The following is a 20,614-nucleotide window of genomic DNA, read 5'->3' as shown; positions in this document are numbered from 1 at the left end:
CCGCCATTCCCGTCGTACGCAGGGGATGGGGACGACGGTGGAGGAAGCGATGCCGCGCAGCCAGGGAGTTCCGAGCGGAGTGCGAGCGAGCGCCGGAGAGCGGGAAGGGTCCGGCGAGCGGGAAGGGCCCGGAGAAGGTGGCTCCGGGCAGGATGTCGGCGCCCGGCGGCGCCGGGGAGTGCGGCCGGCGGCCCGGCTTCTCGCCGTCTTCCTGGTGCTGACCGGCCTCGCCGCGCTCGGCCCCGGCCAGGACCGGGCCCGTGCCGGGGCGGCGCAGGGAGCCGCGGGTACGCGATGGGCGCCGACCGCCGCCGGGCCGCCCCCGCTGTCCGCGGCCGGCCCGGCGTCGGTCCGGGCGGCCGCTCTGCCGTCGTTCCGCTCGGAGCGCCGGTCCGCCCACCCGGCGCGTTCCGAACGAGCCGGGTTCGACGCCGCGGCCAAGGCCGCCGCCTGCTCCGGAACCCCCCGGCGAATTCTGCCCTTCGCCACCGGTGAGCTGCGGATCTACAAGAACAGCCGCTACGCCTGCGCCGTGACCCTCGCCAGAAACCCCGGCCCGCGCAGGCATATGTCCGTCTCGATCCAGGCGCGCGGCGGCCGGCCGAGTATCGACAGCGGCGTGTACCGCAGCAAGGCGGGCCCCCGGACGGTGTACTCCCTCGGCCGCTGTGTCCGTGCCACCGGCAAGGTCGCAGGCTCCCATCGCTCCTCCGGCTGGATACTTTGCTGACCCCATTGGCCACATACACCCCTTCTGTCACCCAATTTCATGCCGGGTGCACGCAATTGGGTCTGGCGTTCGAGGCATGCGCCCCGCTAGGTTCACCGCGACCCACAGAAGAATCAGGGGAGGGTTAATGCGCAAGACGCTCACAGGGGTGCTGTCGCTCGCGGTGCTCATCGGCACGGTCGGCACGGCCGGAGCGACGGCGGGTGCGGCCACCGCCGCGGAATCCGCGACCGGTGCACTGTCCGGCCTGAAGGCCACCGACGCCACCGTGGACATCAAGGACCGGATCCTCGCGATACCCGGCATGAGTGTGGTGGAGGAGAGGCCGGTCACCGGATACCGCTTCTTCGTCCTCAACTACACTCAGCCGATCGATCACGACCGGCCCAACAAGGGGACTTTCCAGCAGCGGCTCACTCTGCTGCACAAGAACACCGACCGTCCCACGGTCTTCTTCACCTCCGGGTACGGGCTGAACACCTCGCCGGGCCGGAGCGAGCCGACGCGGATCGTCGACGGCAACCAGGTCTCCATGGAGTACCGGTTCTTCACGCCCTCCCGGCCCAGCCCGGCCAACTGGTCCAAGCTCACCATCGAGCAGGCCGCCAATGACCAGCACCGGATCTACACCGCGCTGAAGGCGATCTACTCCAAGAAGTGGCTGGCCACGGGCGGCTCCAAGGGCGGCATGACCGCCACCTACTACGAGCGCTTCCACCCCGATGACATGGACGGCATCGTCGCCTATGTCGCCCCGAACGACGTCGACAACGACGAGGACTCGGCGTACGACCGTTTCTTCGCCAATGTCGGCACCAAGGAGTGCCGGGACCGGCTCGACGGTGTGCAGGTCGAGGCACTGAAGCGCCGCGAGGCTCTGTCGGCCCGGCTCAGCCAGTACGCCACCGACAACAACTACACCTTCAAGACGGTCGGTTCGCTGGACCACGCCTTCGAGGCCACCGTCCTCGACTACACCTGGGGCTTCTGGCAGTACAACCGCGAGGCCAACTGCCTGACCGCGATTCCGGACGCCAGGACGGCGACGGACGACCAGCTGTGGAACACGATCAACTCGATCGCGGGCTGGTCCGCCTACGCCGACCAGGGCCTGACGCCGTACACCCCGTACTACTACCAGGCCGGTACGGAGCTGGGTTCGCCCGACATCGAGCAGCCCCACCTCAAGGACCTGAGCCGGTACGGCTACCAGCCGCCGCGCAACTTCGTGCCCCGTGAGATCCCGATGCACTTCAAGAAGCGCATCATGCGGGATGTCGACCGCTGGGTGCAGCGCAACTCCGAGCGGATGATGTTCGTCAACGGCGGCAACGACCCGTGGAGCGCCGAACCGTTCCGTCTGGGCAGCGGCAGCCGTGACAGCTACGTCTACACGGCCCCCGGCGCCAACCACGGCGCGAATGTCGCGGCGCTGGTGCCGGCCGAGCGGGCCGCCGCCACCGCCTCGATCCTGGAGTGGGCGGGCGTCGCCCCGGCCGCGGTCAGGAAGGACGAGTCGAAGGCGCGTCCGCTGGCCAGCCCCAACGCCAAGCTCGACAAGAAGGACGTCGAGCGGCGGACGGCCCTGCGCCCGTAGCACGACAGTGCTGTAGCGCCGTAGCGCCGTAGTGCGGCAGTGCCGGTATGGCCGCCCGGGGCGGGAGTTCCACCTCCGCCCCGGGCGGTGCCGTGTCCGGTGCCGCCCGTGCTCACAACCGGCGGGCGCAGCCGGTCTTCCCCTGGCTCCCGCGCAGCTGGACATGGAGATCGACGGGCCGGGGACAGCGGGCGCGGTTCGTCACCGCCGCCGTGACGGTGTACTCGGGCCGGTGCGCGCCCGATCCGTCGCAGGCGGTCTCCCTCACCTCTCGCCCGTCCTTCCCGCCGGAGCCGCGGAGACAGTCACCGACCACCGTGTGCGGTCCGCCGCCACCACCCGGATCGCCCGGATGGGGAGGTTCCAGATTGCGCATGCACGCATACCCCTGACGTACATCGCCATCGCCGTCCTCGTCCGCCGAGGAGTGGCGGTGCGAGATGTTGAGTACGAAGTCGGTGCCGGCGGGGCAGTCCTCGCCCGTCCCGGCGTTCCGCCGGACGGTCACCCGGGCGACGGCCTTCTCGCTCGTACAGGGCACCTCCCGGGGATCCCTCCCGCGCGAGCCGCAGTCGCCGGTGCCGAGGAAGACCGCGCCGTACCCGGGACCGGCGGACGCGGCGCCGGCGGAGCTCCCCGGCGCGGATCCGCCCGCGGGCTGCGCGCAGGCAGCGATGAGCAGAAGCAGTCCGGCGAACAGGGTGCCGCGCACCGCCGCCGGCCACTGGCGCTTTGCCATGGCGAACCCCCTGGAGCCCCGGCCGCCCGGCCGGTGGGTCCAGAGTGGCCCGGGTACGCGCGTCACGTCATCCCTGTCGGAGGGCAGGGGCCGCTTGAGGGGGGTTTGCCCGGCGCGCGGATGAGCCCGGCTACGCCGGTCGCAGTACACCCGGGGACGCGCCGAGGCCACCGGCCCACTGGATCACAGCGGGCCGGTGGCCTTCGGGGTTCGCGCTTCTCATGTGCCGCACCGCTCACCCGCGACGGGTCTCCGGCTGCCGGCCCGTGACCGGCGACCACCGCCCGGCCGATCGCCCCGTCCGCGTTCACGGGGTCGGCAACCGGTCACCGGCGGGGTGAGCACCACGGGGTCAGTCGAACTTCAGACCGTGGCCGAGCGGGTAGAGCTCCTGGGCGGGGTTGTCCGCCCGCTGGACGGTGACCGGAAGCCGGCCGCCCGGCTCGGCGCGGCCCGCGATGATCCGTGCGGTGGCGCGCATCTCGGTGTCGGTCCAGCAGTAGGTGGCCAGCGATGCCTTGACCCCCGGGAGCTGGGCGATGTCGTACGGGTTCTGGACCGCGACGTGCACCACCGGCACACCGGTCGCCACCAGCCTTTGCACCAGGGCCCGCTGGGCCGCGGAGGAGCCGGTGACATTCTGCGTGGTGACGACGACCGCGTCCTTGCCGGCGGCCGCGGCCACCGCCCGGTCGGCCGTACTGGTGGGGGCCTCCTGCGGGGCCGCCACCACCGAGGTGACCTCGAAGTCCTGCTCGGTGAGCGCCGCCGTGAGCGCCGGGATGGTGTTGCCGTCCTGGGTCGGGAACTGCGGGTTCGCGCCCACGACCAGGAGTTTCCGCTGCTTGCGCCGGTTCAGCGGCAGCAGGTCGCCCTCGTTGACGATGAGGGTCGCGGTGTCCTCGGCGATCCGGTCGGCGGTCCGGAGGTGCCGGCGGTTGCCGACCTTGCGGTCGACATCGGCGACCGAGACGAACGGGTTCTTGAGCAGACCCAGCTTCTCCTTGAGGCGGAGGATCCGCAGAACCGATTCCTCGATACGGGCCTCGGTCAGCTCGCCGCCCTTGACCGCGGCGACGACCGAGTTGTAGGCGAGCGGGAAGTCGAACGGGAAGAGCAGCTGGTCACAGCCCGCCTTGATGGCCAGGACGGGGATGCGCGCGTCGCCGTACTTGATCCGCACGCCCTCCATGTTCAGCGCGTCGGTGACGATGACACCGTCGTAGCCCAGTTCCTCGCGGAGCACCCCGGTGATGATGGGGTGGGAGAGCGTGGCCGGGTCATTGCTCGGGTCCAGCGCCGGCACCTGGAGGTGCGCGGTCATGATCGAGTCGACACCGGCGGCGATGGCGGCCTTGAAGGGCGGGGCGTCGATCCGCTCCCACTCCTCACGGGTGTGGGTGATCACCGGGAGATGCGTGTGGCTGTCCTGGCCGGTGTCGCCGTGGCCGGGGAAGTGCTTGGCCGAGGTGGCCACCCCGGCTCCCTGGTAGCCCTGCACCTGGGCGGCGACCATCCTGGCGGCGGCCTGCGGGTCGGAACCGAAGGACCGCACATTGATGATGGGGTTGGCCGGGTTGACGTTGACATCGGCGACGGGCGCGAAGTTCTGGAGGATGCCCATCGCGGCCAGCTCGGTGCCCGCGACCTTGCCCGCGGTGCGGGCGGCGGAGACCGAGTAGCCGGCACCGAGCGCCATCGCGCCGGGCAGCTGGGTGGCGGGCCTGCCGATACGGGTGGTGCCGCCGTGCTCCTGGTCGACCGAGATCAGCACCGGTACGCCGTTCTGCGACACGGCGGCGGTCTGGATGCCGTTGGAGAAGGTGGCGAGCTGGCGCGGGTTGACGATATTGGCCGACCAGCGGAAGTAGATGATGCCGCCGAGGTGGTACCTGCGGACCGCCTCGGCCGGGGTGTCGACGCCGAGGTTCCGGCGGTTGACCGCGATCTGGTCCGGGGTCAGTTCGGTGGCGTGACTTCCCACCACCCACGGGACGAAGAGCTGGCCGACCTTCTGCTCCACGCTCATCCCGGCGATGAGCTTCTTCAGCTTCCTGTCGCGCTTGCTGTTGTCGGCGGCGGTGGGGGCCGCGACGGCCGTCGACGCGGTGGCGGCCACCGCGACGGTTGCCGCGGTCGCGGCGAACAGTGTTCTTCTGGACAAGTGGTTGTCATGCATTGGGGGGTGCCCCTTCCGGCCTTGCTGGTCACAGGAGTTGATGGAAATTGCCAGTGGCACGCGGACAGCCGGAAAGTATCTGTCCGATCATGCTTGCGGCAAGGGGAATGGCATAGACCTTTTGAAAGCTCACCGGTACGGCAGGGGGTCGGACCTGCGGTGAAGCATCTTGAACTCGGCCGAGAAGTTGACTGCCCCAATCGCATCCGGCCTGTTCACGCCCTCGTCGGGGAAGCCTTGAGAGCCGCTCGTGGCTGGATTGTGTACCCCGCTGAACTGTCCGGATCCTCTTCGCGAGGGTCATTGTTTGGTCTGCGGGGGCGCCCGTCATTGTTCGTTTGAACGGCCGGGAATGTTCGGTCGGGGGGTACGGGAGAGGCATCCGGCCACCGGGCCGCGCGCCGGCCCCGGGGCGTGGATCCATGTCCGCGGCCGGCGTGGATCCACGCCGGGGGCCGGGGCGGATCGACGTCCGGATCGACGTCCGGGGCCGGGGCGGATCCACGTCCGGATCCACGTCCGGGGCCGGGGCGCGGTCCGGACATGGATCCGCCACCGGCGCGTTCGGGAGGGAAGCGCGCCGGTGGCGGGAGGCCCTGCCGATCGCAGGCGTTGGAGAGGGGATGGAGCCGGCCGGCCGCACCGAACGACACAAGCCGACACCGCCTGCGAACCCACCCGACGGGGCCGCCCGGTTAGACGGCGAAGAGGGCCCGGGGGTTGCCCGCGATCTCGCCCGCCGGTGATTCCCGGCCGCGTACGCGGTGGCCGGGGTCTGCCGTCCGGAGTCTGCCGTCCCGGGGTTGCCGTTCGGGGGCGTGCCCTGCCGGGGGTTTGCGGTTCGGGGTCATGCCCCGCCCGGGGCATGACCCGGACGGGCTCACTCGGTCCGGGCGTAGTGCTCCCGCAGCGCCGTCACCGTCGCGGTGATCGCCGGCCGCCGCGCCGCCCCCGTACGCCACAGGGCGTGGATCCGGCGCCTCGGCACCGGATCCAGCTCCACGGCCACCACCCCCGGAGGCAGCGTCCCGCGCCCGAGCCGGGGGATCACCGCGACCCCCAGCCCGGCCGCGACCAGCGCGAGCTGGGTATGGCTCTCCTCCACGCGGTGCACCAGATCGGGCTCGGACCCGGCCGAGCGCAGAGTCCGCACCAGCCAGTCATGGCAGACCGTCCCGGGCGGCTGACAGATCCAGCGCTCCCCGACCAGCTCCTCCCGCCGCACCGGGCGCCCGCTCTCGCCGCTCCTGTTCCGCTCGCCGCTCCGCTCGGCGAGAGGGTGCCCCCGGGGCACGAGGAGATCGCAGATGTCCTCCCCGATGAACACCTGCTCGACCCCGTCCGGAGCCGGCAGCGGCGCGATGTCCCAGTCATGGGCCACCGCGAGATCGATCATCCCGCGAACCACCAGATCGACCGAGAGATGCGGATCGACCTCCGTGATCCGGGCGTCCAGCCCCGGATGGAGCCGGGCCAGCTCGGCCAGCACGCCCGGGAGCAGCCCGCGCGCGGCCGACGCGAAGGCGGCGATCGTCAGCCGTCCGGTGGGCCTGCCGCGCCGTTCCTCCAGGGTGGTCTCCGCCTGCTCGACGATCGCCATCAGCTCCCGCGCGGCCGTCACCAGATGCAGCGCCTCATCGGTGAGCGCGACCCCGCGCCCCCGGCGTTCCAGCAGCGTGGTGCGGGTCTCCCGCTCAAGCTTGGTGATCTGCTGCGAGACCGCCGACGGGGTGTACCCCAGGGCCATGGCCGCCGCCGCGACCGAGCCGTGCACCGAGACCGCGTGCAGCGCCCGCAACCTCCCCAGATCGAGCATCGCCCACCCCATTCATCAGCAGAGCTGAATCCCATCATGAAGGAATGTTCGCTGGTGCTACAGAGTCATGAGGCGTGATGCTCATCCCCATGCGCCCCGCCCATATCGCTCTCGCCGTACTCGTCGCCGCGCTCTGGGGAGTGAACTTCGTCGTCATCGACCTCGGGCTGGACCGTCTCCCGCCCCTGCTCTTCTCCGCCCTGCGCTTCCTGGCCGCCGCACTGCCCGCGGTCTTCCTCGTCGGCCGCCCGAAGGTCGCCTGGAAGTGGATCATCGGAGTCGGTCTCGCGCTCGGAGTCGCCAAGTTCGGTCTGCTCTTCATCGGCATGGACCGGGGAATGCCCGCCGGGCTCGCCTCGCTCGTCCTCCAGATCCAGGCGGTCTTCACCGCCCTCCTCGCCGCCGCGGTCCTGCGCGAACGCCCGTCCGGAATCCGCGTCATCGGCATGACGATCGCCCTCTCCGGCATCGCGGTCGCCGCGTACGACGAGGGCACATCCGGTTCCCTCCTCGGCTTCACCCTGGTCGTCGCGGCCGCGGCGGGCTGGGGCGTCTCCAATGTGCTCACCCGCAAGGCGGCCCCGGCCGACGCCCTGAACTTCATGGTCTGGGTATGTGCCGTCCCCGTACTCCCCCTGCTCGGGCTCTCCCTGCTCTTCGAGGGCCCGCAGACCGGAATGAACGCCCTGCGCGCACTGGACTGGGCCGGCGTCGGCGCCGTTCTCTTCGTCGCCTGGGTGTCGACGGTCCTCGGCTTCGGCGCCTGGAGCCACCTCCTCCAGCGCTACCCCGCCTCCGCCGTCGCCCCCTTCACCCTCCTCGTCCCGGTCTTCGGGATGTCCTCGGCGGCGCTGCTGCTCGGCGAACCGATCAGCCCCCTCGGCTGGGCCGCCGCGGCCCTGCTCGTCGGCGGCGTCGCGCTCACCTCCCTGGCCCGAGCAGGCTCTCCACGTACTCCCGGCCCGGCACCAGAAGAGCCGGAAGCTCCGGCGCGGCCGGATTCCAGCGCTTCTCGTACTCCCAGCTCAGCCATGTCCCGGGGCTGAGCTCCGCCAGACACTTCGCCAGCGGGAGCGTCCCGGCGCCGAGCGGCAGCGGAGTGAGGTCATCCGCCGATGCCACGTCCTTCAGCTGCACATAACCCAGGAAGGGAGCGAGCGAGGTGTACGAGGTGACCGGATCCTCACCGTGCAGCCACGGATGCAGCACATCCCACACCGCGCCGGCGTACCGGTGGCCGACCGGACCCAGCACCTCCGAGACCGCGGTGCCCGAAGGATGCGAATCATGCGTCTCCAGCAGAATCCGCACCCCGATCCCCGCGGCCGTCTCCGCCGCCGTGCCCAGCCTGCGGGCCGCCGTCGCCGCCGCGACGGCGGGATCCTGCTCCCCGCCGCCCGGGAACACCCGGATGTGCGGCGCCCCCAGATCCCGGGCGAGCCAGAGCAGCTCCCCGATCTCCTGGAGCACCGGCTCGTCGTCCCCCTCCGCCGCGACACCGGTGTAACCGCAGACGGCGAGCACCTCCACGCCCGCCCGGGCGAATTCGGCCGCCGCCGATGCCCGGTCCGCCTGGCCGAGCCCGGTGTGCACCGGCTCATCGGGCGCCGCCCGCAGCTCCACCCCCTGATAGCCGGTGTCGGCCGCGAGGGCGGCCACCTCCGCGACGGGCATACCCGGCACGCCGAGTGTCGAGAACGCGAACTTCATTTCGCGCTTCCTTTCTGTGGGGCTTGGCTGGGCAGGTCCGCCGTATCCGGTGAGCACCGACCGGGCCGGGGGCCCGTGATCCACGGCACGAGTTCCCGGTACCCCACATTCCACGCGAAATCCCTCACGGCGCCGATTGGCCCTCTGCTGGCCCGGGGCTCGGCCCCGGGGTTGGCGCGTCTGCCTCCGGCGGGGCTTGGGTGTGCGGGTTGCCTGTTTCCTCGGGTGGGGTTCTTGTGTGTGCGGGTTGGGTGCCGCTCCGGTTCGGTACTGGGGCTGCATGATTTACGGCGCATGTACCGCCCTTGTTTTGGTCTCTCTCCTGTGCGCCACAAATCACGCTTGACGCCCCAGTACCGCTCCTGCGCGTCCCCCTTTCCGCGAGTGACCCCAGTGCGTGATGACTGTGCTCTGTCCGTCCGTGCGTTCCGAGTCGGTTTCACAAGGCGGGGAACCCCGCTCCGGAACGTCATCCGGGGGTGGGTGGGTGATGGGCGTCAGAGTGGGCGGGTGCTTCTGGGCGGGCGCTCCCGCACCGGAAACAAGCGGTTCCGGGCCGGGGGCCGCTTATCGGGCGATGCTCGTGGAGGGGGTGTGCAGGGTCGTCCCCGGAAGAGCCGGCGGCTATACCCGGGTGCGCGATACAAGCGGGCCGGTTTCCGCCGGCTCTGAGGAGTCGAGCCCGGAGGGCCCCCGGGCCGTCATGGAACGAGTCGAGCCCGGAGGACCCCCGGGCCGCCATGGAACAAGGCGCCCCGCTCCGTACCAACAGCACCAAAACCAAGCCCCGCCGGCGTTTGAGGCGCCGGGTCCGGGGCGGAGCCCCGGGAAAGCACCCGCACCCCGGGACCCCGAACGACGCGGGCGAGGACGCGACACCGCCCCCACACCCGCCCGCACCAGCGACCAACGGTGCCAAATCAAGCCTCGCTGGGGGTACCTCCCAGGCGAAGCTCTGGGGGAGTTTGAGGCGCCGGGCCCGGGGCGGAGCCCCGGGAAGATACCCGCACCCCGGACAATCCGAACGACACGGGCGAGGACGCGACACCGCCCACGCACCCGGCCGCACCCGCGAACGAGGGCGAGCAAAATTCAGCCTCGCCGGCGATTGAGGCGCCGGGGCCGGGGCGGAGCCCCGGGAAAGCACCCGCACCACGGGCAGGGGCGCACAAGATTCGGCCCCGCCGGAGGCAGCCGGGTCCGGGGCGGAGCCACGGGAGGGCATGTTCACCCCCGTCGAACCCCCGTCGACCCCCGCACCACCACCTCCGCGCCGACCATCGCGATCCCTCCCGGCGGCGCCCCCTCCCGCCCCATCGCCATCCGCCCCGCCCGCGCCCCCGCCTCCACCAGCGGCAGCCGGACCGTGGTCAGCGCCGGCATGACGTCCATCGCGAACGGGAGGTCGTCGAAGCCGGCCACCGAGACGTCCTGCGGGACGCGGAGCCCGTGGTCCCGCAGGGCGGCGCACGCCCCCAGCGCGACGGTGTCGTTGGCCGCGACGATCGCCGTCAGCGCGGGCTCCCGCCGGAGGAGCTCGGCGGTCGCGTCGTACCCGCAGCGCCGCGCGTAGGAACCGTGCAGCGTCAGCCGGTCCTGATCGGACGCGCCCCCGGATATCCCCGCCGCCACCAGTGCCGCCCGGTGTCCCTCCAGCCGGTGCCGCGTCGTCGTGCGCTCGGGCGGCCCGGCCACGTACCCGATGAGGCGGTGGCCGAGGGCCAGCAGATGCTCGGTCAGCCGCCGCCCCCCGCCCCGGTTGTCGAAGGCGAGCGCGGCGAAGGCCGTGTCCGCGGGCAGCGGTGGCCGCCCGCAGAGCACCACCTTCGTACCCGCCGCCGTCAGCTTGCGCAGCTTCGCGGACATCGCGGCGATGTGCGCCGGGTCCTCCAGCGCGCCCCCGGTGAGCAGTACCGCCGCGGCCCGCTGCCGCTGGAGCAGGGTGAGATAGGTGAGCTCGCGTTCCGGGGAGCCGCCGGTGTTGCAGATGACCGCAAGTTTCTCGCCACCGCAGCGCCCCGCCCCCGCCTGCCCGCTGATCGCGCTCTGCGCCGCCCCGGCGATGATGCCGAAGAAGGGGTCGGCGATGTCGTTGACGAGGATTCCGACGAGGTCGGAGGTCGCGGCGGCGAGTGAGCTGGCGGGGCCGTTCAGGACGTAGTCGAGCTCGTCGACGGCGCGCAGCACCCGCTCCCGGGTCACCGCCGCGACCGGATAATTGCCGTTGAGGACGCGCGAGACGGTCGCCGGGGACACCTGGGCGCGCGCCGCGACATCCGCGAGGGTGACGGTCATGGGGTTCCTCCGCGGGGATGGGCCATGGCTCTTGTCCGGCACCTGCCGGCAGGCTAGCGTCATACCCCGTAGAAAGCGCTTGCTACCGCTGTGCCGGGGTAACACAGTCGTAAAAACATAGTCCGGAACACGCCAACCGGGCCGAGTCCGCCGGTCCGCCGGCGCCCCGAGAGCCATGGCCGACAACCGCGGAGGCAGCCTCGTGACCACACGGCCGGTCCGGACCATGCGCATCGCCATGAACGGCGTCACCGGCCGGATGGGGTACCGCCAGCATCTGGTGCGCTCACTGCTCGCCATCCGGGAGGAGGGCGGTCTCGACCTCGGCAACGGCGAGATCCTGTGGCCGGAACCCGTGCTCGTCGGCCGCCGCGAGGACGCGCTGCGCGCCATCGCCGAGCGCCACGGTCTCACCGACTGGTCGACCGATCTCGGCGCGGTGCTCGCCGCCGGCGGGGAGCGGGCGGTGGAGATCTACTTCGACGCCCAGATCACCTCGGCCCGGGCCGGGGCCGCCGAGCACGCCATCGCCGCGGGCAAGCATGTCTATCTGGAGAAGCCCGTCGCCGGTGATCTGGACGCGGCCCTGCGGCTGGCCCGACTCGCCCGGGCGGCCGGGGTCCGGCACGGCGTGGTCCAGGACAAGCTCTTCCTGCCGGGGCTGCTGAAGCTGAAACGCCTGGTGGAGGGAGGTTTCTTCGGCGAAATCCTCTCGGTGCGCGGGGAGTTCGGCTACTGGGTCTTCGAGGGCGACTGGCAGCGCCCGCAGCGGCCCTCGTGGAATTACCGGGCCGAGGACGGCGGAGGCATCACCACCGATATGTTCCCGCACTGGGAGTATGTCCTGCATGAGCTGTTCGGCCGGGTGCTCAGCGTCTGGGCGCACATCACCACCCATGTCCCGCGCCGCTGGGACGAGCGGGGCGCCCCGTACGCCGCGACCGCCGACGACGCCGCGTACGCCCTCTTCCAGCTCGACGGCGGAATCGTCGCCCAGATCAATTCCTCCTGGTCGGTCCGGGTGATGCGGGACGAACTGGTGGAGTTCCAGGTCGACGGCACCCATGGCTCGGCGGTCGCCGGGCTCCGCCGCTGCCGGATCCAGCACCGGGCCGCCACGCCCAAGCCGGTCTGGAATCCGGACCTCCCCGCTCCGGAATCCTTCCGCGACCAGTGGCAGGAGGTGCCGGACAACGCGGAGTTCGCCAATGGATTCCGGGCACAGTGGGAGCTGTTCCTGCGCCATGTGGCCCTCGGCGAGCCCTACCGCTGGGATCTCGCGGCGGGCGCGCGCGGTGTGCAACTCGCCGAGCTCGGGATGCGGTCGTCGGCCGAGGGGCGCCGGCTGGACGTGCCGGAGCTGGAGCTGTGAGCCTGCGGCTGCCGGACGCGGACGGCCGGTGGCGTACGCACATCCCGCGCGCGGACCCGTTCGTCCCCGCCGGCACCGGACCGCCGGCCGCGCGCACGGTCCTCGCCGCCGCGCATGTCGTCGCCGACCCGTACGCGGATCCACACCCCGACAGCGGTGCGGGGGCCGTCGACTGGGACGCCACCCTCGCCTTCCGCCGCCATCTCTGGTCGCACGGTCTGGGAGTGGCGGAGGCGATGGACACCGCCCAGCGCGGCATGGGCCTGGGGTGGGACGCGGCGGCGGAGCTGATCCGCCGGTCGGCGGCCGAGGCGCGAGCGGTCGGTGGTGTGATCGCCTGCGGCGCGGGCACCGACCAGTTGCCCCCCGGCGTGCACGGGCGCACGCCGGCCGTGATCCGCGCGGCGTACGAGGAGCAGTGCGCGCTCGTCGAGGATTCGGGTGCCCGGATCATCCTGATGGCCTCCCGCGCGCTCGCCGCCTCGGCCCGCACCCCGGAGGACTATCACTCGGTTTACGGCGAACTTCTGCGCCAGGCGCGCGAACCGGTCATCCTGCACTGGCTCGGCCCGATGTTCGATCCGGCGCTCGGCGGCTACTGGGGAAGCACCGACACCGACGCCGCCACGGAGACCCTGCTGGAGCTCGTCGCCGCGCATCCGGGCAGGGTGGACGGGGTGAAGGTCTCGCTCCTCGACGCCGGACGGGAGATCGCCCTGCGGCGCCGGCTCCCGCCGGGAGTGCGCTGCTACACGGGTGACGACTTCCACTACCCGGAGCTGATCGCCGGCGACGAATACGGTTTCAGCCATGCCCTGCTGGGTGTCTTCGACCCGCTGGCCCCGCTGGCGGCGGACGCGGCGCGGATGCTGGACACCGATGGCGTACGGACCTCCGGTGCCGCCCGGTTCCGCGCGGCGCTGGATCCGACGGTGCCGCTCGCCCGGCATCTCTTCCAACCCCCGACCCGCTTCTACAAGACGGGCGTGGTCCTGCTGGCCTGGCTCGCGGGCCATCAGCGGCACTTCACCATGGTCGGCGGCCTCCAGTCGGCGCGGTCGCTGCCGCATCTCGCGCGGGCGTATGAACTCGCCGACGGTCTGGGCCTGTTCCCGGATCCCGTGCTGGCCGAGGCGCGGATGGCGGCCCTGCTGAGGGTGTACGGAGCGGAGGCGTGACGGGCCGGGCGGGGCCGCTCGGCCGCTTGAGCATCAACCAGATGACGGTGCGACAGCTCTCCCTGCCCGAGCTCTTCACGGCCTGCGCCGGCCTCGGGGTCACCGGGGTGGGTCTGTGGCGCGAGCCGGTCCGGGCCCATGGCCTGGAGGCCGCGGCGCGGCTCGTCCGTGCCGCCGGGCTCACGGTGACGAGTCTGTGCCGCGGCGGTTTCCTCACCGCGATCGACCCGGCGGCGCGGGCCGCCGCACTCGACGACAACCGCGCGGCCATCGACGAGGCGGCGGCCCTGGGCACCGAGACCCTGGTGCTGGTGTCGGGCGGGCTGCCGGCGCACAGCCGCGATCTGTCCGGCGCGCGGGAGCGGATCGCGGACGCGCTGGCGGAGCTCGTCCCGTACGCGGCCGAGCGCGGCGTACGGCTGGCCGTCGAACCGCTGCACCCGATGTACGCGGCGGACCGGTGTGTGGTCTCCACCCTGGCGCAGGCGCTGGAGATCGCGGAGCGGTTCCCGCCGTCACGGGTGGGCGTGGTGGTGGACACGTACCACGTGTGGTGGGACGACACCGCCCCGGGCGCGGTGATGCGCGCGGGCGCGGCCGGGCGGATCCACGGCTTCCAGGTCGCCGACTGGATCACGCCACTTCCGGCGGGGGTGCTCCATGGTCGCGGCCGGCTCGGTGACGGGGCGATCGATCTGCGCGGGTGGCGGGAGCTGGTGGACACGGCCGGCTACCTCGGCCCCATCGAGGTGGAGATTTTCCATGACGGCCTGTGGGCCGAGGACGGGGCGGAGGTCTTGGCGGACACCGTGGCCCGTTTTACCAAGCACCTGCTCTGACCTGCGGCTTCACTGATCAGCTCGTGGTGGTCCGAAAAAGATTCGTCGCGTTGACATAGAGATCGGGTTCCTGTCCCGTCTGTTGGGTGAACGCGTCCGGGCGCGGGAGGTCCCGGACCGGGCGAGGACCGGCTCCGGCGGTCTCGAGGGGAGGCCGGCCCGGCGCACTCACCACCCATTCACCCACGAATGAACAGCGGCCCCCCGACGGAGGACCCTGACGTGAAGTCGAGCGCGGAGGCGGAGTTCCAGGCGTTCGTGGTCAGCCGCTGGCCGCGCATGCTGAGAACCGCGCGTCTGCTGACCGGACATCACCACGACGCGGAGGACCTGGTTCAGTCGGCGCTCGCCACCGCGTACGCGAAGTGGGAGCGGGTGGTGCGCGCGGACGACCCGGACGCCTATGTCTGGCGGATCATGATCAACACCAATACGGACCGGCTCCGGCGCAATCGCGCCCGCGAGTGGCTCACCGCGCGGTTCCCCGAGTCCGCTGCCCCGGACCGCACGGACCGCATCGCCGACCGAGGCGAGCTGATGGCGGCCCTGCACCGGCTCCCGGCGCGTCAGCGGGCGGTGATCGTGCTGCGTTATCTGGAGGACCGCAGTGAATCGGAGGTGGCGACCTTGCTGGGTACGCGGGTGGGCACCGTCCGCAGCCATGCGGCGCGTGCTCTGCGCAAGCTCCGTGAACATCCGGGGGTGACCGATCGGACCGGTGCCGCCGACTCCGCCGGCCCGGCCCCGGCGGAGCGCGCCCGGATCCCCGCGGGGCCGCGGGCCCCGAGGAAGGCGGCCCGCTCATGAGCCGCGACTGCCGTTCCGGCGGCCACGAGGACACTGCGGGGCAGGACGGCAGGATCTGTACCGCCCTGCGGTCCCTGCTCCGCGAAGTCGCCGACGCCGAGCCGATTGGTTCGGCCCCCGTCGCCCGGGTGCTGAGCCGGGGCCGGGCCGCGCGCCGCCGCCGTACCGCCGTGACGGCGGGCGCACTGGCGGTGGCGGCGCTCACGGTGCTCGGATACGCCGCCGTCCCCCAGCTCCAGCGGGCCGGCCCGACCACCGTGGAGGCCGTCACCGTGACCCCGGTGGTGCCGTCCCCCGGCCCGCCCGTGATCGGCGCCGGGCGGGTCCGGGTGGTGCAGGCGTACGAGACGGTCGACCTCGGCCGGGGGGTCTGCATGGTCCTGGCCCCGGAGGGGAGGGGCACCTTCGCCGCCGGGCAGGGGGCTTCGGCGAAGGAGATCGACTGGGAGCGCTCGGTGGCCTCGGGCAGCCCCGGCCTCACCGGTGTGACCGGCGGATACAGCGCGGAACTCGGCCTTGTCCGCGCCGCCTTCCGCACCGCCCGGCCGCCCGCGCGGCTGGTGGTGCGGACCCGGGACGGAAGGGAACACCGGACGGGCGCGCTGCGGCTCCCGGGCCAGCTCTGGGGGGTTTACTACGCCTTTGTCGGGCCCGGGGCGCTGGCGGACGGGTATGCGGTCACGGCATACGCGTCGGATGGGAAGGTGCTGGCCAAGGGCTGGTTCGACCCCTCGGGGGGCCCGGAGGCGGCCCCGGACCGGGCGCCCGACTGGTACTGGTCGGACATCTGAGACCCGCGCGGCCGGCCGGGCGCCGCCGTGCTCCCGCCGACGCCGGGAGGGCCCGCCCGAAGAGCCCGCTGGAAGAGGCCGAAAGAGCCCGCCGGAAGAGGCCGAAAAAGAAGGCGTCCGCCGTACAACCCTTTCCGGGCCGGGCGGGTCGTATCTGGCGTCAAGGTTCCCGGGGGGATGTGTCCAGGGGGAGGATCCGGGGGGATCAGGGAGCCCTGACGGGGGGATGAAGAGGCCCGGCCGTACGGCCGGGCCTCCTCTGATTCCGGCGGGCCCAAGGGCTGCGGCGGGCCTGTGGACAACCCGCTCGCGGGAGTTGTCCACAGGCCGCACGCGTTGTCCGACCTCGGCGGTAGCGTCGGGACATGTCCAATCCAGCAGTGCTCGAAGGGGTCCTCGAGCGGATCACCTACGCCAATGAGGAGAACGGCTACACGGTCGCCCGGGTCGACACCGGGCGCGGTGCCGACGATCTCCTCACGGTGGTCGGCTCGCTGCTCGGCGCCCAAGTGGGGGAGTCGCTCCGGATGGAGGGCCGCTGGGGCTCCCATCCGCAGTACGGCAAGCAGTTCACCGTGGAGAATTACACGACGGTACTTCCCGCCACCATTCAGGGCATACGCCGCTATCTGGGCTCCGGCCTGATCAAGGGCATCGGTCCCCGGATCGCCGAGCGGATCGTGGAGCACTTCGGTGTCGACACCCTCGATGTCATCGAGCGGGAGCCCGCGCGGCTGGTGGAGGTGCCCGGTCTCGGTCCGAAGCGGACCAAGCTGATCGGCGCCGCCTGGGAGGAACAGAAGGCCATCAAGGAGGTCATGGTCTTCCTCCAGGGTGTCGGGGTCTCCACCTCCATCGCCGTGCGCATCTACAAGAAGTACGAGGACGCCTCGATCTCCGTGGTGAAGAACCAGCCCTACCGGCTGGCGGCGGATGTCTGGGGCATCGGATTCCTCACCGCCGACCGGATCGCCCAGGCCGTGGGCATCCCGCACGACAGCCCGGAGCGGGTCAAGGCCGGGCTCCAGTACGCCCTCTCCCAGTCCACCGACCAGGGCCACTGCTTCCTGCCCGAGGAACAGCTGATCGCGCACGCGGTGAAGCTGCTCCAGGTCGACACCGGCCTGGTCATCGAATGCCTCGGCGAACTGGCGGGGGAGGGCGAGGGGGTGGTCCGGGAGCAGGTCCCCGCGCCGGACGGCGGCGAGCCGGTGACGGCGGTCTATCTGGTCCCCTTCCACCGCGCCGAGCTCTCCCTCTCCGCCCAGCTGCACCGGCTGCTGCGCACCCCCGAGGACCGGCTGCCCGCCTTCCGCGACGTCGACTGGGAGAAGGCCCTGGCCTGGCTCGCCGAGCGCACCGGCACCGAGCTGGCACCGGAGCAGCAGGCGGCCGTCCGGCTCGCGCTCACCAGCCGGGTGGCCGTGCTGACCGGCGGCCCCGGGTGCGGAAAGTCCTTCACCGTACGGTCGGTGGTCGAGCTGGCCCGGGCCAAGCGGGCCAAGGTGGTGCTGGCCGCGCCCACCGGCCGGGCGGCCAAGCGGCTCGCCGAGCTGACGGGCGCCGAGGCGTCCACGGTCCACCGGCTCCTGGAGCTCAAACCGGGCGGTGACGCCGCCTTCGACCGGGACCGGCCGCTCGACGCCGATCTGGTGGTGGTGGACGAGGCGTCGATGCTCGATCTGCTGCTCGCCAACAAGCTGGTGAAGGCGGTCGCGCCGGGAGCCCATCTGCTGCTGGTCGGCGATGTGGACCAGCTCCCCAGCGTGGGCGCCGGAGAGGTGCTGCGCGACCTCCTCGCCGAGGACGGCCCGGTGCCGAGCGTCCGGCTCACCCGGATCTTCCGGCAGGCCCAGCAGTCCGGCGTGGTCACCAACGCCCACCGGATCAACTCCGGTTCCCAGCCCGTCACCACCGGCCTCTCCGACTTCTTTCTCTTCGTCGAGGAAGAGACCGAGGACGCGGGACGGCTCACCGTGGATGTCGCTGCGCGAAGGATTCCGGCCAAATTCGGTCTCGATCCACGGCGAGATGTACAGGTTCTCGCCCCCATGCACCGGGGTCCCGCAGGCGCGGGCACCCTCAATGGTCTGCTCCAGCAGGCCATTACCCCCGCACGGCCCGATGTGGCCGAGAAGCGTTTCGGCGGTCGAATCTTCCGGGTCGGCGACAAGGTCACCCAGATCCGCAACAACTACGAGAAGGGCGAGAACGGCGTCTTCAACGGCACGGTCGGCGTCGTCACCTCACTTCACCTGGAGGATCAGCGATTGACGGTGCTCACGGATGAGGACGAAGAGATTCCGTACGATTTCGACGAACTGGACGAACTGGCCCACGCGTATGCGGTGACCATCCACCGCTCCCAGGGCAGCGAGTACCCCGCCGTGGTGATTCCGGTCACCACCGGAGCCTGGATGATGCTTCAGCGGAACCTCCTCTACACGGCGGTCACCCGGGCCAGGAAGCTGGTGGTGCTGGTGGGGTCCCGCAAGGCCATAGGGCAGGCGGTGCGCACGGTTTCCGCAGGCAGACGCTTCACGGCACTCGACCACCGGCTCGCCGGAGGCTGACGCGCCGGCTCCGCCGGGCGGGGGAAGCACCCCCGTGCCGGGGTGGGAAATGACACCCCGGCTTCCGGAATGCGGCTTGACGGGGCAGGATGGGCAGGCTGGCGGCACTGAGTGCCGCCAAATAGCCCAACGGGCGACCCCGAGTGCACTCTGCTGAGCCAAATGGGGGATGGTAGAGACAGTCAGGGCACCTCGAAGAAGAGGCACTACGTCGGTGAGGGATGACGTGAGCGACAACTCTGTAGTACTGCGGTACGCGGACGGTGAATACACCTACCCGGTGGCTGAGAGCACCGTCGGCGACAAGGGCTTCGACATCGGGAAGCTCCGAGCCCAGACCGGTCTGGTGACCCTGGACAGCGGCTACGGCAACACCGCCGCCTATAAGTCCGCGATCACCTACCTCGACGGTGAAGAGGGCATCCTGCGGTACCGCGGGTACCCGATCGAGCAGCTGGCCGAGCGCTCCAGCTTCACCGAGGTGGCCTACCTGCTCATCAACGGTGAGCTTCCGACCGTCGACGAGCTCGCCGCCTTCAAGGGCGAGATCACCCAGCACACGCTGCTGCACGAGGACGTCAAGCGGTTCTTCGACGGCTTCCCGCGCGACGCCCACCCGATGGCCATGCTCTCCTCCGTGGTCAGCGCGCTCTCCACGTTCTACCAGGACAGCCACAACCCGTTCGACGAGAAGCAGCGCCACCTCTCCACGATCCGGCTGCTCGCCAAGCTGCCCACGATCGCGGCGTACGCGTACAAGAAGTCGATCGGCCACCCGTTCGTCTACCCGCGCAATGACCTCGGGTATGTCGAGAACTTCCTGCGCATGACCTTCTCGGTCCCCGCGCAGGAGTACGACCTCGACCCGGTCGTCGTGGCGGCGCTGGACAAGCTGCTCATCCTGCACGCGGACCACGAGCAGAACTGTTCGACCTCCACCGTCCGTCTGGTCGGCTCCTCGCAGGCGAACATGTTCGCCTCGATCTCCGCCGGCATCTCCGCCCTCTGGGGCCCGCTGCACGGCGGCGCCAACCAGTCGGTGCTGGAGATGCTGGAGGGCATCCAGGCATCCGGCGGCGATGTCGACACCTTCATCCGCAAGGTGAAGAACAAGGAGGACGGCGTCCGCCTGATGGGCTTCGGGCACCGCGTCTACAAGAACTTCGACCCCCGGGCGAAGATCATCAAGGCGGCGGCGCACGACGTCCTCTCCGCTCTCGGCAAGTCCGACGAGCTGCTGGACATCGCCCTCAAGCTGGAGGAGCACGCGCTCTCGGACGACTACTTCGTCGAGCGCAAGCTCTACCCGAACGTCGACTTCTACACCGGTCTGATCTACCGGGCGATGGGCTTCCCGACCGAGATGTTCACCGTGCTCTTCGCGCTCGGCCGGCTCCCCGGCTGGATCGCCCAGTGGCACGAGATGATCAAGGAGCCCGGTTCGCGCATCGGCCGTCCGCGCCAGATCTACACGGGCGTCGTCGAGCGCGACTTCGTCCCGGTCGAGGCCCGCTGACGCCCTCACCCCCCGCCCCACCCCGCAAGCCCCCCGGCCGGGACCTACAAGGTCCCGGCCAACCCGGCTCCCGCGCCCCCGCCCGCACCGCGATCCCGCCCCCGGGAATCGCATCCGGGGGCGAGCCGGGCCACCCCGCCCCCGTCGGCGGCGCGGGGTGATGGATCCCGGCCCCGCCGGCGGCACGGAGCCCTCCGCGGCCTTCCTGAGCAGGGCGAGCGCCCTCTTGCCCCTTGCCCCGCACTCCGGGCGGGGCGGGCGAAGCCGGCCCCGCTGGGGGCACCTTCCGGGCGAGGCTCCGGCGGAGCGCGCCGGGCTCGTGCGGAGCCCCGGAAACCCGCCCGGGATCGGGCTGAGTGATCCCGGCCCGCCGCGGAGCCCTCTGGAGTCCCCCTGAGTGGGGCGAGCGCGCACCCCGGCCCGTCAGTGCCCCGAGCCACCGTCCCGTACGCGCGGGCCGGCGCCGAGCGGT

Annotated in this window: 14 protein-coding genes and 1 pseudogene; 10 read left to right on the top strand and 5 right to left on the bottom strand. The window is 71.5% G+C overall.

Translation table 11 applies throughout. The annotated features are described in order from the left end of the window. Positions 1-79: 79 nt before the first annotated feature. Positions 80-730, top strand: a complete 651-nt coding sequence (locus AAFN69_RS08935) for a hypothetical protein (protein ID WP_347727805.1) — start codon at positions 80-82, stop codon at positions 728-730. Between the two features lie 127 nt (positions 731-857). Then, complete coding sequence (locus AAFN69_RS08930) at positions 858-2,327, top strand: S28 family serine protease (RefSeq protein WP_347727804.1); 1,470 nt, start codon at positions 858-860, stop codon at positions 2,325-2,327. 112 nt (positions 2,328-2,439) lie between these two features. Here AAFN69_RS08930 and AAFN69_RS08925 read toward each other — a convergent pair whose 3' ends face one another. From AAFN69_RS08925 to AAFN69_RS08915, 3 genes are all read right to left on the bottom strand, one after another. Continuing rightward, complete coding sequence (locus tag AAFN69_RS08925; protein ID WP_347727803.1) at positions 2,440-3,066, bottom strand: hypothetical protein; 627 nt, start codon at positions 3,064-3,066, stop codon at positions 2,440-2,442. A gap of 352 nt (positions 3,067-3,418) precedes the next feature. Beyond that, entirely contained in the window at positions 3,419-5,245 is a 1,827-nt protein-coding gene (locus AAFN69_RS08920) for a glycoside hydrolase family 3 protein (RefSeq protein WP_347727802.1), read from the bottom strand. A gap of 880 nt (positions 5,246-6,125) precedes the next feature. Beyond that, positions 6,126-7,061: a LysR family transcriptional regulator gene (locus tag AAFN69_RS08915; RefSeq protein ID WP_347727801.1), complete on the bottom strand. Its 936-nt coding sequence runs from the start codon at positions 7,059-7,061 to the stop codon at positions 6,126-6,128. Positions 7,062-7,150: 89 nt separating this feature from the next. Between AAFN69_RS08915 and AAFN69_RS08910 the strand changes: the two are divergent. Further along, positions 7,151-8,098 (top strand): annotated as a pseudogene (locus AAFN69_RS08910) (EamA family transporter); the annotation flags it as partial. Here AAFN69_RS08910 and AAFN69_RS08905 read toward each other — a convergent pair. Next, a complete protein-coding gene (locus AAFN69_RS08905) occupies positions 7,983-8,771 on the bottom strand; it encodes a sugar phosphate isomerase/epimerase family protein (protein WP_347727800.1) in 789 nt (262 codons plus the stop codon). The pseudogene AAFN69_RS08910 and the gene AAFN69_RS08905 sit on opposite strands and share 116 nt — an antisense overlap. A gap of 1,227 nt (positions 8,772-9,998) precedes the next feature. After that, on the bottom strand, positions 9,999-11,066 hold the full coding sequence (locus tag AAFN69_RS08900; RefSeq protein ID WP_347727799.1) for a LacI family DNA-binding transcriptional regulator: 1,068 nt from the start codon (positions 11,064-11,066) through the stop codon (positions 9,999-10,001). Between the two features lie 226 nt (positions 11,067-11,292). On the opposite strand from AAFN69_RS08900, the gene AAFN69_RS08895 reads away from it, so the two are divergent. The 7 genes from AAFN69_RS08895 (at position 11,293) to AAFN69_RS08865 (ending at position 20,142) form a co-directional block, all read left to right on the top strand. After that, positions 11,293-12,438 carry a Gfo/Idh/MocA family oxidoreductase gene (locus AAFN69_RS08895; protein ID WP_347728092.1) on the top strand — a complete coding sequence of 382 codons (1,146 nt, stop codon included), beginning with the start codon at positions 11,293-11,295 and terminating at the stop codon, positions 12,436-12,438. Further along, positions 12,435-13,616: a dihydrodipicolinate synthase family protein gene (locus AAFN69_RS08890; RefSeq protein WP_347727798.1), complete on the top strand. Its 1,182-nt coding sequence runs from the start codon at positions 12,435-12,437 to the stop codon at positions 13,614-13,616. Before AAFN69_RS08895 ends, AAFN69_RS08890 begins: the two co-directional genes overlap by 4 nt. 41 nt (positions 13,617-13,657) lie before the next feature. Continuing rightward, positions 13,658-14,455, top strand: coding sequence for a sugar phosphate isomerase/epimerase family protein (locus AAFN69_RS08885; RefSeq protein ID WP_347727797.1), 798 nt, complete (start codon positions 13,658-13,660; stop codon positions 14,453-14,455). Positions 14,456-14,677: 222 nt separating this feature from the next. Next, positions 14,678-15,262, top strand: coding sequence for a SigE family RNA polymerase sigma factor (locus tag AAFN69_RS08880; RefSeq protein ID WP_347727796.1), 585 nt, complete (start codon positions 14,678-14,680; stop codon positions 15,260-15,262). Continuing rightward, the gene (locus AAFN69_RS08875; protein WP_347727795.1) at positions 15,259-16,053 is read left to right on the top strand and encodes a hypothetical protein; all 795 of its coding nucleotides are present in this window, start codon (positions 15,259-15,261) and stop codon (positions 16,051-16,053) included. The genes AAFN69_RS08880 and AAFN69_RS08875 overlap by 4 nt, the downstream gene beginning before the upstream one ends. Before the next feature lie 365 nt (positions 16,054-16,418). After that, entirely contained in the window at positions 16,419-18,626 is a 2,208-nt protein-coding gene (locus tag AAFN69_RS08870; RefSeq protein WP_347727794.1) for an ATP-dependent RecD-like DNA helicase, read from the top strand. Positions 18,627-18,852: 226 nt separating this feature from the next. Continuing rightward, the gene (locus AAFN69_RS08865; protein WP_347727793.1) at positions 18,853-20,142 is read left to right on the top strand and encodes a citrate synthase; all 1,290 of its coding nucleotides are present in this window, start codon (positions 18,853-18,855) and stop codon (positions 20,140-20,142) included. Positions 20,143-20,614: the final 472 nt, after the last annotated feature.

It is taken from the genome of Streptomyces sp. CAU 1734, assembly GCF_039888735.1.
GTDB lineage: Bacteria > Actinomycetota > Actinomycetes > Streptomycetales > Streptomycetaceae > Streptomyces.
The sequence above is the reverse complement of the archived record's forward strand: the minus strand, read 5'-3'. Positions and strand labels throughout refer to the sequence as shown.